An 18,256-nucleotide genomic window follows, 5' to 3' on the forward strand; every position below is an offset into this window, starting at 1 on the left:
TTAGCCATCTAGCTGAAATCATTCATCGTTATGCTCAAAGGACCACTTCTATTAAGAGTAACTGTCACTGCTATTTAGAACGAAAATAGCCATTTGAAGATTCTTCTTGTTGATCGTCTTCAATCATTCCTTTTAATGATCGATCTAAAACGGAACGTCTTTTTTCACCATTTTTTTTATTGCTGGCTCGAAACTCACTGCGTGTCATCCCAACAGAGGGGTGGCGATTGAATTTTTTGACGGTCGGATCATTTTCTTCTTTGACTTGATAAGCTGCTGGTTCAGTATCAAACAACAAATAACTTTCTTGTTTTTTTGCCATTGCATCCATCAAATCGTTCGGTGTAATTTCAGGTTTTTGCTCATCTGGAATAATCGATGCAGGAATATATTTAGGCACGAAATAAGAGCGCCCCGAATATTCTTTTTTCGAAGAAACAGGAACCTCAGCTTTTTCCTTCTTACTAGTCACTTGATAAGAAGAATGGTTCGCCTCTTTGCCAAAAAAGTTGGTTTTTCCTGTTGGCATTTGCTCTTTCACTGGACGTTTTCCGTACTGAGGCAAGTTGGCACGGTGATTGGCAAGCTCTTCTTTTTGACGAACATTGTGCCCCCGATCCCGTTGGCTGGACTGCACTTTGCGCTGTAAAGATTGATTTTCATCCTTGTGAGAATGACTCACGGGATCTTTGATTTCGGTTAAAATCCAATCATCTGCTTTACTGAATGCGGGGCGATGCTCGGATTGCAGCTTCACACCATCTGTATCATCATAAGCAGGAAAACGGAAGTGTTTTCGTTTCACATCTAAATAATTTGCCACTGTACTCATCCTCTTACATGCATTTTTTTCATCATACCATAAATTAAGGAGAATTTCACGAAAGACTACACCATTTCAGATGAGGACACTTCAGCTAAATTCGGCTGGAGGCACCGTCTCAGTCAAGCTTGCTGCATTTGGTTCTTTGACATGGGCAAATAATGGATCGATCTGCCAAATATCTGCAGCATAATTTCGCACCGTTTCATCAGCCGAAAATTTGCCTGCATTCGCAATATTCATTAGGCTGACTTTACGCCAACGTTGCGTATCCTGATAGGCACTATCTACCCGATGCTGCGCGTCACAATAGGCATGAAAATCCTTTAATAAAAAGTATTCATCATTGTATTTCAAAAGGGAATCAAAGATTTCCCGACCTTCAACTTGAATATTCGGGATCGTCCCATCAATAAAGGCATTGACCACCCGTTGCAAGACTGGATCTGACTCATAGTAGGTGTAAGCAGAATAATTATGCTGGGCGTAATACTGATACACTTCTTCTTCCGTCAACCCAAAGATCGCAATGTTTTCATCACCGATCGCATCTCGAATCTCAATATTGGCACCATCTAAAGTCGCGATCGTTACTGCCCCATTTAGCATCAACTTCATATTGCTTGTCCCTGACGCTTCTTTAGAGGCCAATGAGATTTGTTCACTGACATCCGCTGCTGGAATGATTTTTTCTGCTAATGAAACGTTGTAATTTTCTAAAAATATAACTTTGATTTTATCATTGATGGTTTCATCATGATTGATCAGATTCGCCACTTCATTGATGACTTTAATGATCGATTTTGCGTAGTGATAGCTTGGTGCTGCTTTGGCACCAAAAATAAAGACTCTTGGATGAAACGCTGCAGTCGGATCGTCTTTGACCTCAAAGTAGAGCTTCAAGATATGCATTAGATTCAGCAGTTGTCGTTTGTACGCATGCAGGCGTTTGATCTGCACATCAAAAATTGCCGTTGGATCTACTGTAATGCCCGTTGCTTTTTGAATGTACTGTGCCAGTGCACGCTTGTTACTCATTTTTGCGTCGGCAATTTGTTGCAGAACGGTTTCGTCATCATAATAATTTTTGAGCAGCTGCAGATCCAAGGGGTCATTGCGCCAACTCGTACCGATCGACTGATCCAGCACTTTGGCTAATGGTTGATTGGCTAGCTGAAGCCAACGCCGTTGTGCGATGCCGTTGGTTTTATTGTTGAAACGGGCAGGATAAATGAGATAGAAGTCATGGAGTACCACTGATTTTAGTAAATCAGAATGGAGCTTGGCTACCCCATTGACACTATGGCTGCCGATGATGGCTAGATGTGCCATATGGACTTGATCATCAATAATGATTCGCGTCCGATCCAGTAAGGCTTGCGGATGGACCCCTTGCATTCCTTCGACAAAGCGCCGATCAATTTCTTTGATGATCTGATCCATTCTCGGCAACACTTCTTCAATCATGCGAACTGGCCATTTTTCTAAGGCTTCCGCCATGATCGTATGGTTCGTATAACTCATGACTTTCACGGTGATCGCCCACGCTTGTTCCCAAGCAAGGCCTTCTTCATCAACTAAAATACGCATCAGTTCTGGGACACAAAGCGCTGGGTGCGTGTCGTTGATATGGATTGCTACTCGTTCACTGAGCATCGCTAAAGGCAGATTCGATTTTTTATAATAGCGAATGATACTTTGAATGCCTGCAGAAACAAAAAAGTATTCTTGCATCAATCGTGTGCGTTTGCCGATCTCGTTTGAGTCATCTGGATATAAAACAGCAGTCAAATTTTCTAAGGCTTGCCGTGATTCCAATGTCGCATAATGCGCCTCATCTTCAGCAGGCACTTCGACACTCCACAAGCGCAGTGTGTTGATGTGTTGATTCTGATAGCCAACCATCGCGGTGTCATACGGAACTGCCCGCCAGGTAAAGCCGCCTTCATAGACCGGCGCTAGTTTTCCGTCCTCTCCCGTAACGAGATAGACCTGCCCACCAAATCGAATAGGCACCGCTTTGCTTTCTTTGCGGACTTCCCAGACATTCCCAGAGCGTAACCAATCATCTGGTAATTCTACTTGATGGCCGTCAATAAATTTTTGTTTAAATAATCCATAGCGATAGCGAATCCCGTTCCCATTTCCCGGCAAGCTTAATGAAGCCAGCGAGTCCATAAAACAAGAGGCCAAACGACCGAGGCCCCCGTTTCCTAAAGCCATGTCTTTTTCTGTATCCGCAACCTCATCAAGGGAAACGCCTAACTCTTCAAAAACGGCTTCCGCTTGCTCCAACAGCTGCATATTCAACAAATTGCTTTTTAGCATTTTGCCAGGCAAAAATTCGATTGAAAAATAGTACGCTTGTTTTTGATCCTCCAGCAAGAGATTTTTTCTGGTTTGACGCCAGTCTTCTGAATACATTTGCTTCACCACATTGGCTAGTGCTTGAAACAATTCCTGCGGTGAAGCTTCATCCACTTCAATCGCAAAGAGTTCATGAACACTGATTTCTAGCAGTTCACGCAATCGTTCTTTTGTCATAGGGTTACACTCCTTTTTGCATTCAATTTATAAAAAAGAAGAATCCTTGCCGCCAAAATTGCTAGTCTTACAACTAGCAGTTCTGTTGCAGACAAGGATTCTTCTGTCTTAAAACAATCAAACTTTGATAGTATTATACAACTGGATATAAAGATCGGAACTTTGATTCCAGCTGAAATCTTTTGCCATTGCTTGCTTGACCAATACGTTCCACGTTGCCTGATCAGATTGATACAATTCGATCCCTTGCTTCAAGGCATTCATCAAGTAAAATGGTGAAAACTCTTGAAAGCCAAAGCCGGTACCTTGTTTCGTGATCGGATTATAGGAATCTACCGTATCTTTCAAGCCACCGATTTCGTGAACGACCGGTAATGTACCATAACGCATCGCGATCATCTGTGACAGTCCGCATGGTTCGAAGGCGGAAGGCATCAAGAAAAGATCCGCTGCTGCGTATAACTTTTGCGCCAATGCAATATTAAAAGAAATCGCGGCAGCACATTTGTCAGGATATTTTTGAGCAAAATAGCGAAAGCCTTCTTCAAAATCATGTTCGCCAGTCCCTAGTAAGATGAACTGAACATCAAATTGCAAGAGATTTTCCATTTCTTCAAGGACCAAATGGAACCCTTTTTGAGTGGTCAAACGGCTAACAACAGAAATCAACGGGACATCTTTACGGGTAGGCAAACCAAATTGTTCTTGTAGCGCTCGCTTGTTTTTAGCTTTTCCTGATAAATCCTCGACACTGAAAGGATAGTCCAAATGAGGATCGGTTTCTGGATCATTCATTTCATAATCAATTCCATTCAAGATACCGCTTAGCTTGCCACTTTCCATGCGTAAAATGACTTCAAGACCACAACCAAACTCAGCTGTTTTGATTTCTTCACTATAGGAAGGACTGACGGTCGTGATGCGGTCCGCATACAAGATTCCTGCTTTCATAAAGTTCAAGCAATCGTTTAAACGCAAGGTTCCATCATCATATCTTTCCGTACCCATCCCAAAAAGATCCGGTAAAATATCGCGACTATACCACCCTTGAAACCCAATGTTATGGATCGTCAAAACGGTGCGTATGTTTTGATACGCTTGGATCCAATGATATTTTTCTTTGATCAAGAACGGAATCATCGCCGTATGGTAATCATTGACATGTACGATGTCTGGAATAAATTCAATGCGTTCCATCATTTCGATCACGGCTAATTGGAAGAAAGCAAAGCGTTCCCCATCATCATAAAAATCATAGAGCCGTTCGCGACCAAAATAGTAGAGATTGTCTATGAAATAATAAGTCACAGCGCCTAGAACTAATTTTTTGATTCCACAATATTGCTTGCGCCAGCCGACCGCCACTTCAAAGGAAAAACAATCTTCCATTTGGTCTTGGTATTCGGCAGGCATTTTCGTGAAATAAGGTAAGACGACAACTGTCTCGACGCCTTTTTTGACCAACTCTTTTGGCAATGCACCTGCAACATCCCCTAATCCGCCTGTTTTAAAAAACGGAGCGCATTCTGCTGCTGTAAACAAAACCTTCATGCGCTTGCTCCTCCGATTACATCTTCTGTCACATGAGAATTCTTCTTAATGACAATCGGCGTTTCTTTGGTTCCCTGCACTTTTACACCTTCTGCGATGGTTACATTTTTATCTAAGATCGCATAAGAGACTTCGGCACCTGCTTTGATTTCGTTATTCCCGAAAATGATCGCACCTTTGACTTTTGCCTCAGGATGGATTTTCGTACGGCGAGCAACCAGTGACTGTTCGACCATACCTTCCACGATGCAACCAGAAGCAAAGTGGCTGTTTTTCACCTCAGACGTTTCCGAGTAATAGGTTGGTACTTCATTCTTCAATTTGGTATAGATTTTTTGATTCGAATAAAGCAATGAGGTGAATTTATGCACATCTAGCATGTCCATATTTGTTTGATAATAAGAAGAGATATCATAAATGTTACTTAAGTAACCAGTGTACTCATATAGACCTGTATTTTCAACAGCGATCATTTCTCGTAAAAATTGACCGAGGTCTGCCGTTGCGCCAACTTTTTGCCCCTCTTTTAGCGCAGCGATCAGACGATCTGTTTGAATGATAAAAATATCCGTACATAAGTTGACAAGGTCACTGACCTCACCTTTTTTCGCTTGGATCGCTTCTTCTAAGTGACCTTCACTGTCTACATTGAACAACAGATCACTTTCGCAAACATTGTCACTGCTGATGCGTTTGTATACGACGGTCATTTCATTGCCTTGTAGCTGATGGATTTTCAGCAAGGCACGCAAATCAATGTTGCATAAAACTTTGCTGCCCATAAATACGGTATGATCCGATTTGGATTTTTCCAAATAGTCGATGACATTATAATAATACTCTTGTCCTTCTGCTTGCTTTTTCAATGAGTCTTGGAACAGGTGAATAAAGAAACGATTTTGTACGCCGTCCAAGTTCCACTCTTTTCCGCCACCGATATGATCGAAGACCGACTGCGTTTCTCCTTCATTGAAAATCATATAGACTTGTTTGATATTGGCATTTTCGATACTTGAAAGATTAAAATCTAACAAGCGATATTTGCAGTCAAACAATAAAGTCGACAGCGGACGGTTTTCTGTTAATGGCATCAAGTCTTGGTATCGTTGCAGATTCCCTAAAATCGCACACATTTTATTAGTTCTCATCAATCGTCACCCCTAAAATTTCAGAATAGCCGACTACGGCAATTTCGTCTGTTCCATCGATCTCTGCATCGTCACCAATCACTGCATTTTCCCCAACGATCACTCGGTTTAATTTAACATTTCTACCGATCACCGCTCCAGGCATGATCACGCTGTCCTTGATCGTCGATCCTTCTTTCACCTGCACATTTTCTGATAAAATACTGTGCTCGATTTCCCCTGCAACATAACAGCCATCCATCACGAGAGAGTTTCTCGCAGCCCCGGTCTCAGTCACAAAATGTGGTGGTGCGATTGGGTTTTTAGAAAATACTTGCCAACTTTTATCCCGAATATTCAACTCCATTGCTGGATCAATAAATTCCATATTGGCTTCCCACAATGAATCGATCGTTCCTACGTCTTTCCAATAGCCAGAGAAGCGATAGGCAAAAACGTTGTCGCCGCTTTCGAGATAAGAAGGAATGACATGTTTCCCAAAATCGACCATTTCGCCGTCTTTTGTATAGTTACTCAACAGCATACTGCGCAGACGACTCCAATCGAAAATATAGATCCCCATTGAAGCGAGATTGCTTTTTGGTTCGGCTGGTTTTTCATCAAATTCGATGATACGGTCATTTTTATCGGTGTTCATGATTCCGAAACGCGAGGCATCTTTCATCGGTACTTCGAGAACTGCAACCGTCAATGAAGCATCATTTTCTTTGTGTTTTTCCAGCATTTCTTCATAATCCATTTTGTAGATATGGTCCCCTGATAAAATCAAGACATATTGCGGGTCCATCTCATCGATATAAGCGATGTTTTGATAGATCGCATGGGCGGTTCCTTCAAACCATTTTTCGCCTTCTGAATTTGAATATGGCTGTAAGATCGTCACACCGGTACTAATTCCATCCAATCCCCAGCTTGCACCATTTCCGATATGGTTGTTTAGTGCTAATGGCTGGTACTGAGTGACAACACCCACATTTTTGATTCCTGAATTGACACAATTACTCAACGTGAAATCGATGATCCGATATCTGCCACCAAATGGAACCGCTGGTTTAGCAATATTCTTTGTTAATTTCCCTAACCGAGTCCCTTGTCCCCCTGCGAGGATCATTGCTAACATCTCTGTTTTCATTTTGTTTGGTGATCTACTCACCGTTCCCCCTCTACTCTTTTTTTTGTGCTATCTTTACTGCTTTTTTTCGAGTCATTTTGATTTTTTCTGGTTTGATGATTAAAGCCCCAAGTGCAGGCAAAATTGTTTTGATTTGATAGTCGTATTGCTTAAAAGGGGTATTACTGGTCTGGCAGTCTGGGTTATTCGCCACCCAAGTTCCACCAAATACATCCCGTTCCGTGTTTAAAATCTCGCGATACGTTCCTTCGTATGGCACGCCGATCGCAAAATCGTGACGCTCCACTGGTGTCAGATTGACAACCACGATCAAGAAATCTTTTTTCGTTTTTCCTTGTCGTAAGAAAGTCAATGTCGTTTCATCTAAGTTGTCTGCATCGATCACCATCAATGAATCTTCTTGATCATCCAATTCCCAAAGGGCTCGTTCTTCTTTGTATAATTCATTCAAGGTCTGGGTGAAGAACTGCATTTTTGCATTGAATGCGTCGTTTAAATCGACCCATTCAAGCCCATGATCATATTTCCATTCTAAAAACTGCCCCCATTCACTACCCATGAATAACAGTTTTTTCCCTGGATGCATCATCATGTACGTATAGAGATTTCGTAGTTGTGAAAACTGTTTGTAGCGGTCTCCCCACATTTTGTGCATCAAACTTTTTTTGCCATGAACCACTTCGTCATGGGAGAGTGGCAAGATATAATTTTCTTGCATCCGATACATGAAAGAAAAAGATAAAAGACTTAGATGATCTTTACGGAAAATCGGGTCCATTTCGTAAAAACGCAGGACATCATTCATCCAGCCCATATTCCATTTGTAGTCAAACCCGAGAGCGCCTCCTTCGACCATTCCTGTTATTTTGGTCTCGGAAGTACTTTCCTCTGCAATCATGACAACTGCAGGATGGGCTAACTTGATGACTGAATTGAGCTTTTGTAAGAAATAGTACCCTTCAAAATTCCGATTGCCCCCTTCGTGATTCGGTTCCCATGGACCTTCATCATAATCGCGATAGATCATGTTGGAAACGGCATCTACCCGAATACCATCAATGTGGTAAAATTCGATCCAGAACAATGCACTTGAGATCAGAAAGCTTTGGACTTGCGGTTTGCCTAGATCAAAGTTGATCGCACCCCAGCGAACATTTTTCGCACGGTTTTCATCCATGTATTCAAAGGTCGGCGTGCCATCATAATAGGCAAGACTGTCATCATTGACACAAAAATGTCCTGGCACCCAATCAACGAAGACACCTATATTTTCCAAATGACAAGCCTCTACAAAGTCTTGAAATTCTTCTGGTGTCCCATAATAGGAGCTAAGTGCAAAGTAACCAGTCAATTGATAGCCCCAGGAGGTTCCTAAGGGATGTTCCATCAAAGGCATAAATTCGATATGGGTGTAGCCCATTTTTTTCACGTAAGGAATAAGTTCATCTTTTAATTCGGAGAAGCGATAAGGGGTGCCATCTTCGTGGTGCTTCCAGGAGCTGGCATGAACTTCATAAATATTAAGAGGTCGATTAAATGTTTTTTGTCTTTTTTTCCGTCCTTGCCATAACCCATCCCGCCATTTTTTTTGTGGGATCGAATGCAACACGGCAGCAGTTCCTGGTCGAGCTTCAAAATGGACAGCAAAAGGATCGATCTTCAATACTTCTCGTCCATTTGATTGTTTTACTTTGTATTTGTAAAGCTGTCCTTCTTTTACTTGGTTGGTCTCAATTTCCCAAACACCGGATTCCGTCCTTTTGTTCATCGGCAAGGTATCCGTCCATTGGTTGAAGTCGCCAACAAGCCAAACTTGCTGAGCATTTGGTGCCCAAACGCGAAACACGTAGCCATCATCTACTTGATGGGCGCCTAAGAAATGCTGTACATAAAAATTTTCACCACTCAGAAAGTCTTTTTCCGCAGTCAGTACCTGTTGTTTGGTAACCATTCTCTCATCAGTCCTCCTCAAATTCATTTTGATCGTTGACTGAAATGCCAACGAACTTGTTACGCTCTTTCATCTTTTAGAAATCGTTTCAAAATCAACTACATCTCTCTATCTAGCATAGCATAAAACACTGCGCTAGTAACGCAATAACCTTAGTTGCCAGCAAATAATCTTTGACAGAAAAAAACAGCTTGAACGTATCTGTTCAACCTGTTTCAGCTCTACTTTTTAGCTTTTGGAAAATGAAGTATGTGACTACCCATAACTGAAACAAACTTGCTAAAACAAGAATGAAAACTACCATCACTGGAAGTGTTTCAGTTAATTCAAAATATGCCAACAGTGTCCCAAATGCAGAAGAGGCGGAGCAAAAACACCAAAATCGAAACCCATAAAAACTGGTCACCACGGTATAAAGACTGATGATCCCCAACAAGAAGAGCTGAGTAAATCGGTCAAATACCGTATCGGTATAATAAATTTCACCTAACAAGGCTTGGATCGCACCAAAACTTGTCGGTACTTTATAAAGCGTCAGCAGAGCGCCGAGCAAGCTGAATGCACCAATCAGAAGATGACTGCCAGCTAAGCCGATTCGAATGTTTAGTTTCACGCGTCTTTCACAACCTTCAATCTAAAAAAATCCTTTTTCCGCTAACTACTGCTTACACAGCCGTTTTCCTTATTCACTAGAGCCGAAATCATCTGTACTTATTTTGCCTGCCAAAGCTCTTTTACTTGTCCATCCGTGTAAACTTTATAGACTTTATTTGCCGATGAGGATGTGTTTGTTCGAGCAATCAAGTAATAGTTCCCGTCACAATCAAACTCACCCTCACTTAATAATTTGTAACTCGTCACTGGCCCATTTGCCATTTTCTTTGCTAAGTAACGCATGGCATGAGCTGGATTCACCAGATAGTTTTGATTGATGAGCCAATCAATGATCACGGAAACGATCGTATTTGCCCCAAACCGTTCCTGTTGTTTTAACGCAAGAATGAGATCGCCATCAGAAAAACGCGTTTCATCGATCCCCGCTTTTGTAATTGCTTGCCGAGCAGCTTCTATTTCTGACATTGATACGAACGTGATCATTTCTGCTTTCGTTTTGTTTTGTTCCAACTGTTCAAAATCAACCGTTTTATATCCTTCCATTTTTATATCCCCTTTCAAAGTTCTAGAATCATCATATCATCAAGAAATCAAAACTCCAAACAAAACGATTGTTGTTTTTTAATTTTTATTCATCAAATTATCATTTGAAGAAATAAGAAAAAAAGCTGCTAGAATCGAATCTAGCAACTTTTTAAAAGTCAGAAAATTTAAAACAAATAACATAATTATTAGAAATTTTAATTATTATTGAAATAAAGTGTATTGTATGAACCTGATTTGTTTGCCAAGTGAGCGATCACAAGGCGTTGGACGAACAGATCCTTTTCAGAAGATGGATAACGCTCGTTTTTTAGATTATCACAATTTATTTCTTCCAGCAACAAATGTAGCTCAGGGCTTATGATCTCGACCCGTTGAAGTGATTCCAGAAAAATACTCGGACGGACTTTTTTATTTTTACGAATGCGTTCAAGGATCACACTCACTTGGTCTAAGTAATAGACTGGATCGACATCACCGATCAAATCCATTAATTCATCATAGATCGCAAGGGTGCGCAACTGTTCATTCGCTTCAAAAAAAGCAGGCAGTGTTGGTGGCCACTGTGTTTCTGAGTAAGAGATCAACTGAAATTGTTCATGACTCAATGCATAGACCGCTCCTTGTTCAACTCCTTGCTGACAACCGTAAAAGTATTTATTTTCAACACTTGACTCAGCAAAACTTTTGATAAAACCAGCGACTTCTTGTGTTGACCAATTGCGCGCTGCTTGATAGAAATCATCACTTACTTGTATCTGCTGTTGATCATGTTCAGTATAGATGGGGAAGCCTAAAAAATAGCGTCGTTCTTGACGAATGATCAACTTTTCTGCGATCAAGCGGTCAAGAATTTTATCAAAAGAACCATCTGTAAACTTCGCTTTTAATGCTCGTAGTGTCGGCGGCTCTTGGCTATTTAATAGCTCCTCTACCAATTCATGGAATTTCGAAGATTCCAGTATCGGTTGCAATGAGCGAAAGTGGGGACTATAAAAAAATTTCACTGTGTGTACTCCTTATCCAAACAATCATGAAAAATGCTGGCTTGATCTACCAAAACAGATCTCACCAGCATTCAGACAGTTAGCTTAATTATCCTTCAAAAACCTCTGTTAATTGAGGTACGATTTGTTTTTTACGAGAAACGACACCAGGTAAAAACGCACGATTGTTGGTTAATGTCGTTTTAAAGGCTGCTTCTACTGGGGCAGTTGGTTCACCAACGACTAGCAGCTCAGAATTACTATCTAAGATATCAGTGGCAACCAGCAAGAACAGATCATAGCCATTTGCTGCCATTGAATCCTTCATAGCCGCTTCCAACTCTGCTTGACGGTCAAAGACTTCTTTTAGATCAACCGTGTTGACTTGTCCGATACGGATGTTTTTAGCACCCATTGGGAAGCTTTTGGCATCTAGGTCCAGCAATTCTGCTGCTGATTTCGTTCCAAGATTCGTACCAGCTTTTAACATATCTAATCCATAGACTTCCAGTTCTACATCTGCTATAACGGCTAGTTCTTTGGCTGCTGTTACGTCTTCGTCGGTACATGTTGGTGATTTAAACAACAATGTATCAGAGATGATCGCTGAGAGCATGATTCCTGCGATCGCTTTTGGAATTTCCACTTGATTTTCTTTGTATAATTTCAACACGATCGTACTTGTACAACCGACCGGCTCTGCACGATAATACAGTGGATTTGCCGTTTCAAAGTTAGCGATACGATGATGATCAACAACTGCCAACACAGTGACATCCGCAATATCCGCTACACTTTGCTGAAATTCATTATGATCCACTAACATTACTTCTTGGGTTTCCTTTGCCACTGAATCGATCACCCGAGGGGCAGTTAGGCCAAAGGTATCTAACGCAAATTGTGTCTCTTCATTCGGTGTACCAAGCGCTACTGCTTCACAATCTTTTCCAAGTTGATTTTGTAAATTTGCAAAGGCAATTGCTGCACCAATGGCGTCGGTATCAGGATTTTGATGACCGAATACTAATATTTTCGACATTTCTTCATCGCTCCTATTTCAATTGATATTCACTTTCTAATCATAGTAAAAAAACAGGAAAGAAGCAATAGCAATCTCTTCTTTCCTGTTTTGATCAACGGGTTAAGTAACCTTTATAGTCGTCTACATGAAGCAAACGCTTGGCATTTTTCACCCGATCTTCTGTTGGTGGTTCGATCCCTTCAAGGGGATATTTCAAACCAAGCTCATCCCACTTGTATTTCCCCATCGTGTGATAAGGCAAGATCTCTACTTTATCGACATTCTTCAGTGTTTTGATAAACTCATCCAAACGGATCAAAAATTCATCATAGTCGCTTCTAAAAGGAACCAGCACGTGACGAATCCAGACAGGCTGATTGATCTCTGAAAGATAATTCGCCATATCCAAAATATTATCGTTCGATTGGGTAGTCAACTCTTTATGGGCTTTGTTATCGATGTGCTTGATATCAAACAATAACAAGTCAGTAACGGTCATCAGCTCTTGAAACTTGCTAAAAAATGGTTCTTCCCGTGTAAATGGTTTTCCACAAGTATCTAATGTCGTGCTGACACCTTCTGCTTTGGCTTTACGAAACAGATCGATCAGAAAGTCCATCTGAAGCAATGGTTCCCCACCACTGACGGTGATCCCACCTTTTTGTCCCCAGAATTCGCGATATTTCAATGCCTCTTCTAAGACATCATCAGTCGTTCGTTCGACACCGGTGCCAATCTTCCATGTATCTGGATTATGACAAAACTGGCAACGCATGCGGCATCCTTGCATGAATACAATAAAACGGATACCTGGTCCATCTACTGATCCAAAACTTTCTGTTGAATGTACTTGTCCTGTTACTGCCATAATGCTCTTCCTTTCTTCGAAACGACGGATGACCACGCTCCGTCTGATACTTTCAAAACAAGAGGCGGCGGATTTTCCCGTCCGCCGCCTGAAGTTGTTGCTTATTACATTGCTTCGTGCATTGTACGAGCAATCACGTCATCTTGTTGTTCTTTTGTTAATTTAATGAAGTTTACTGCATAGCCAGATACCCGAATCGTTAATTGTGGGTATTTTTCTGGGTGAGCTTGCGCATCAAGCAATGTGTCACGGTTAAATACGTTGATATTTAAGTGGTGACCACCTTTTGCTGCATAGCCATCTAGCATTGTTGCTAGGTTTTCTTGTTGTGTTTCGTCGTCACGTCCTAATGCTTTAGGTACGATTGAGAAGGTGTTTGAAATACCATCTAAAGAGTAATCATATGGTAATTTCGCAACTGATGAAAGACTTGCCAAAGCACCATGCGTATCGCGACCATGCATTGGGTTTGCACCTGGAGCAAATGGTGCACCTGCACGACGGCCATCAGGCGTGTTTCCTGTTTTCTTACCATAAACCACGTTAGAAGTGATAGTAAGGATCGACGTTGTGTGTTTTGAATCACGGTATGTTTTCGTGCGTTTTACTTTTTTCATGAAGGCTTTCAACAAGTTGACTGCGATATCATCTACGCGGTCATCATTGTTTCCGTATTTAGGATAATCGCCTTCGATTTCGTAATCTTCAACAATGCCGTTTTCATCACGGATCGTACGAACTTTCGCATATTTGATTGCTGATAATGAATCAACTGCAACAGAGAAACCAGCGATACCAGTAGCCATCGTACGTAGAATGTCTGTATCTTGTAGCGCCATTTCAATGCGTTCATAAGAATATTTGTCGTGCATGTAATGAATGATGTTCAATGTGTTCACATACAGATCACAAATCCAGTCCATCATTGTGTCATATTTTTCCATTACTTCATTGTAATCCAAGTATTCAGAAGTAATTGGTTGGAATTTTGGTCCAACTTGTGCTTTTGATTTTTCATCGACCCCACCGTTGATTGCATACAACAATGTTTTCGCTAAGTTGGCACGAGCACCAAAGAATTGCATTTGTTTCCCGATGCGCATTGCGGATACACAACAAGCGATTCCGTAGTCATCGCCCCAATGTCCACGCATCACATCATCGTTTTCATATTGGATCGCTGATGTTTGGATCGACATTTTCGCACAGAATGTTTTGAAGTTATGAGGCAAACGTGTTGACCATAAAACAGTCAAGTTTGGTTCTGGTGCTGGACCTAAGTTTGCTAGAGTGTGTAAGAAACGGAAGCTGTTTTTCGTTACCATGTGACGTCCGTCTTCACCCATACCAGCGATTGATTCAGTTACCCAAGTTGGGTCCCCAGAGAACAATGCGTTGTAATCAGGCGTCCGAGCAAACTTCACAAGACGTAGTTTCATGACGAAATGGTCAACGATTTCTTGTGCTTCTTCTTCAGTGATCACGCCATTTTTCAAATCGCGTTCAACATAAATATCAAGGAAAGTTGAAGTACGTCCCAATGACATTGCCGCACCATTTTGCTCTTTGATAGCTGCTAAGTAACCAAGATATAACCATTGGAATGCTTCTTTCGCCGTTTGAGCTGGTTTAGAAATATCAAATCCGTAAATGTTTCCTAATTCTTTCAATTCGCTTAACGCACGAATTTGTTCACTTAATTCTTCACGTTGGCGGATAATGTCTTCGGACATCGTTCCGTTTCCGCAATACAATAGGTCTTGTTGTTTTTCTTTGATCAAGAAGTCCACACCGTATAATGCCACACGACGGTAGTCACCAATGATTCGGCCACGGCCGTAAGCATCAGGAAGACCTGTGATTACACCAGAACGGCGCGCTGCTCTGATTTCAGGTGTATAAGCATCAAAAACTCCTTGGTTATGTGTTTTACGGTAGTCACGGAAAATGTGAGAAACTTCCGCATCAATTTCATAGCCATAAGATTCTGCTGCTTGTTCTGACATGCGGATGCCACCAAATGGTTGCAAGCTGCGTTTAAATGGTTTTTCCGTTTGGAAACCAACAACTGTTTCTAAGTCTTTGTCTAAGTAGCCAGGTCCATGAGAAGTGATCGTTGAAACGACTTTTGTATCCATATCCAATACGCCGCCAGCTTCACGCTCTTGCTTGTTCAGTTCCATGACTTGATCCCATAGCTTCGTCGTTGCTTCAGTAGCATCTGCTAGGAATTCATCTGTTCCGTCATAAGGTGTGTAGTTTTCTTGGATGAAGTCGCGTACGTTTACTTCTTCTTTCCAAGTTTTTCCTTTAAATCCATTCCATTGTTCCATTTGATGGACCTCCTTAAATTTTCTGTTCACTAATGTAACAGCTTTACGTGAACAGTATAACACACACCCTAATGATTGCAAGCATTTTCAAGAATTATTTTTAACAATTTATTCTTTTTCAAGATATTATTTACTAAAAACGTTGATTTATAGGTATTTATCAAATGTGAACCTTTTATTAAAGTACCTTTTTTGCGAATGTGAAAGATTAATTATGAGACAAAAAACAACCATTCTGTACTGGTACAGAACGGTTGCTTTGTTATAATTTATAATACAGAATCCTCTGCGATTGCAGGACTGATTTGAGTTTTCACTTCGTAGATTTGTCCCCCTGTTTTCTCATCCATGATAAATGAGCCGTTGGAGGTCCGATCATTGATCGGGATTTGATTGGTGATCACTTCAAAGGATTGTCCTTTTTGATTAGTCACTAGCAGTTGCTGATTTTCCCCACTGCCCATATAGACGACGCGATGAGGATTTTTCTTCAATTCCCGCAAGACCATCAATCCGCGCTTCGCCCGACCTAATTGGTTGATTTCTTGAGCCAACATTCGTTTTGCTGCGCCACGTTGGGTGATTAAAACGATTGGTGTATCGCCTTCTGAATAAACGAGCAACCCATTGATAAGATAATCATCCGCTTTAAGATTCATCGCTTTGACCCCAGCTGCTTTTGGTCCCACAACAGGCACTTCATTAAGCGGGTAGCGCAAGCCAAAGGCAAGATGACTGACTAAGAATACATCCATTTCTTCCGTTTGATCCGTCAAAAAGACGTTGATCAATTCATCGGATTCGTCTTTCAGTTTCATGATCGTCATTGGCCGTGTTTTATAAGTGCGCCAAGGTTCAAATTCCGTCATTCGTGTCTGTTTGATCATGCCGTTTTTACTGATCAGCACGAAATTTTTCAATGGATCGATCTCTTTGTAGGCAAAGACCCCAATAATCATTTCATCTTGCGTCAGTGTCATGACTGTTTGCGAAATATGTTCCCCTAAATCTTTCCATTTTAAATCAGGTAATTCATGGACCGGTCGATAGATCGTGTTCCCTTTATTGGTAACCAACAACAGATGATCCAACGTGTTCATTTGGCTACTGTAAAGTAAAGAGTCGCCTTCTTTCATCCCGATTTCTTCTGGTTTTGAAGCACCGTAAGAACGCAAGCTGCTGCGTTTGACATAGCCGTCTCTTGTGACCGTCACGACGACTTCTTCTTGGGCGACCAAGACTTGTGTTTCGATCTTGATTTCTTGAATTTCTGCTTCGATCTCAGTCAACCGCGGCGTCGTATATTTTTTCTTGATTTCCCGCAGTTCTTTCTTGATCACTTTCAGCAACTCATTTTCTTCATTCAAAATCGTTGTCAACTCAGCAATCGTTTCTGAAAGTTCTTTTGCTTCTGCTTGCAATTGTGTGATGTCCGTATTGGTCAAGCGGTACAACTGTAAGTTCACAATGGCTTCTGCTTGCTCTTCGGTAAAGCCATGTTGAACCACCAGATTATTTTTGGCATCTTTTTTGTCTTTACTACCGCGAATGGTAGCGATCACCTCATCAAGGATCGACAAAGCTTTTATCAGCCCATCAACGATATGCTGTCTTTTTTGCGCTTTTTGCAGCTCAAAACGACTGCGTTTTTCGATCACTTCACGGCGATGTTTGATGTAGCTTTCTAAAATCCGCTTTAATCCGACTTGCTGAGGACGCATATTGTCGATTGCCACCATGTTGAAGTTGTAGTTGATCTGCAATTCGGTATTCTTAAATAAATAATTTAAAATCCCTTGCGCATTCGCTTCTTTTTTCAGCTCGACAACGATCTGTAGTCCAGTACGGTCTGTTTCATCCCGTACTTCAGCAATCCCATCAATGCGTTTATTCAAACGGATCTCATCCATTTTTTTAACTAAGTTGGCTTTATTGACCTCATATGGGATCTCATTGATGACGATTTGCTGTTTGCCGCCTTTGATGTCTTCGATCTTGGTTTTCGAACGCAGGATCACTTTGCCTTTGCCTGTTTCATAAGCTTTTTTGATTTCTTCTTTCCCTTGTAAAATGCCCCCTGTTGGAAAATCAGGGCCAGGAATGTACTTCATCAGCTGATCCAAAGAAGCTTGCGGATGGTCGATCAAATAGATCGTTCCATCGATGATTTCCCCTAAATTGTGGGTAGGTATCTCTGTTGCATAGCCAGCTGAGATCCCCGTTGACCCATTGACTAACAGATTCGGGTATTTTGCTGGTAAGACAGTTGGTTCTTTTTCGGTATCATCAAAGTTCCAAACCAATTCGACGGTGTTTTTTTCAATATCTTTTAATAGCTCACCGCTTAATTCTGAAAGTCGTGCTTCGGTATAACGCATGGCAGCCGGCGGATCACCATCCATACTCCCGTTGTTCCCGTGCATTTCAATCAAAATCTGACGTAGCTTCCAGTCTTGACTCATGCGGACCATTGCTTCATAGATACTCGAGTCACCATGGGGATGAAAGTTCCCCATGATATTCCCGACTGATTTCGCTGATTTGCGGAAGCCTTTGTCATACGTATTGCCGTCTTGGTTCATGGCAAACAAGATGCGCCGCTGAACCGGTTTTAACCCATCACGAATATCTGGCAATGCCCGTTCTTGAATAATGTATTTGGAATATCGACCGAAGCGATCTCCCATCACTTCTTCCAATGTCAATTCTTGTATATTGCTTCTGTGTTCCAAGAGACCACC

13 protein-coding genes are annotated in these 18,256 nt (G+C 41.4%); all 13 read right to left on the reverse strand.

Going from position 1 to position 18,256, the window contains the following annotated elements; genetic code table 11:
- Positions 1 to 70: 70 nt before the first annotated feature.
- The gene (locus tag IGI69_RS10150) at positions 71 to 832 is read right to left on the reverse strand and encodes a hypothetical protein (protein WP_438740718.1); all 762 of its coding nucleotides are present in this window, start codon (positions 830 to 832) and stop codon (positions 71 to 73) included.
- 81 nt (positions 833 to 913) lie between these two features.
- Positions 914 to 3,367 (reverse strand): glycogen/starch/alpha-glucan phosphorylase, encoded by a 2,454-nt coding sequence (locus IGI69_RS10155; RefSeq protein WP_438740720.1) that lies wholly within the window; start codon positions 3,365 to 3,367, stop codon positions 914 to 916.
- 117 nt (positions 3,368 to 3,484) lie between these two features.
- Positions 3,485 to 4,918, reverse strand: a complete 1,434-nt coding sequence (glgA, locus tag IGI69_RS10160; RefSeq protein ID WP_115232524.1) for a glycogen synthase GlgA — start codon at positions 4,916 to 4,918, stop codon at positions 3,485 to 3,487.
- On the reverse strand, positions 4,915 to 6,066 hold the full coding sequence (glgD, locus tag IGI69_RS10165) for a glucose-1-phosphate adenylyltransferase subunit GlgD (RefSeq protein ID WP_438740722.1): 1,152 nt from the start codon (positions 6,064 to 6,066) through the stop codon (positions 4,915 to 4,917). The genes glgA and glgD overlap by 4 nt, the downstream gene beginning before the upstream one ends.
- A complete protein-coding gene (locus IGI69_RS10170; RefSeq protein ID WP_016610807.1) occupies positions 6,056 to 7,198 on the reverse strand; it encodes a glucose-1-phosphate adenylyltransferase in 1,143 nt (380 codons plus the stop codon). The genes glgD and IGI69_RS10170 overlap by 11 nt, the downstream gene beginning before the upstream one ends.
- Before the next feature lie 31 nt (positions 7,199 to 7,229).
- Complete coding sequence (gene glgB / locus IGI69_RS10175; RefSeq protein WP_438741526.1) at positions 7,230 to 9,176, reverse strand: 1,4-alpha-glucan branching protein GlgB; 1,947 nt, start codon at positions 9,174 to 9,176, stop codon at positions 7,230 to 7,232.
- 178 nt (positions 9,177 to 9,354) lie between these two features.
- Positions 9,355 to 9,762: a hypothetical protein gene (locus IGI69_RS10180; protein WP_005229650.1), complete on the reverse strand. Its 408-nt coding sequence runs from the start codon at positions 9,760 to 9,762 to the stop codon at positions 9,355 to 9,357.
- Between the two features lie 98 nt (positions 9,763 to 9,860).
- Complete coding sequence (locus tag IGI69_RS10185) at positions 9,861 to 10,307, reverse strand: hypothetical protein (RefSeq protein WP_005229648.1); 447 nt, start codon at positions 10,305 to 10,307, stop codon at positions 9,861 to 9,863.
- Between the two features lie 197 nt (positions 10,308 to 10,504).
- Positions 10,505 to 11,314, reverse strand: a complete 810-nt coding sequence (locus IGI69_RS10190) for a DUF1803 domain-containing protein (RefSeq protein WP_115232527.1) — start codon at positions 11,312 to 11,314, stop codon at positions 10,505 to 10,507.
- Between the two features lie 88 nt (positions 11,315 to 11,402).
- On the reverse strand, positions 11,403 to 12,332 hold the full coding sequence (locus IGI69_RS10195) for a manganese-dependent inorganic pyrophosphatase (RefSeq protein ID WP_074932983.1): 930 nt from the start codon (positions 12,330 to 12,332) through the stop codon (positions 11,403 to 11,405).
- Positions 12,333 to 12,426: 94 nt separating this feature from the next.
- Positions 12,427 to 13,182: a pyruvate formate-lyase-activating protein gene (gene pflA / locus IGI69_RS10200; RefSeq protein ID WP_010749400.1), complete on the reverse strand. Its 756-nt coding sequence runs from the start codon at positions 13,180 to 13,182 to the stop codon at positions 12,427 to 12,429.
- A 104-nt stretch (positions 13,183 to 13,286) separates the two neighbouring features.
- Complete coding sequence (gene pflB / locus IGI69_RS10205) at positions 13,287 to 15,515, reverse strand: formate C-acetyltransferase (RefSeq protein WP_010749399.1); 2,229 nt, start codon at positions 15,513 to 15,515, stop codon at positions 13,287 to 13,289.
- 269 nt (positions 15,516 to 15,784) lie between these two features.
- Positions 15,785 to 18,247, reverse strand: coding sequence for a DNA topoisomerase IV subunit A (gene parC / locus IGI69_RS10210; RefSeq protein ID WP_438740725.1), 2,463 nt, complete (start codon positions 18,245 to 18,247; stop codon positions 15,785 to 15,787).
- Positions 18,248 to 18,256: the final 9 nt, after the last annotated feature.

Source organism: Enterococcus sp. DIV1083b, assembly GCF_051713705.1.
Taxonomy (GTDB): Bacteria; Bacillota; Bacilli; order Lactobacillales; family Enterococcaceae; genus Enterococcus_D; species Enterococcus_D casseliflavus.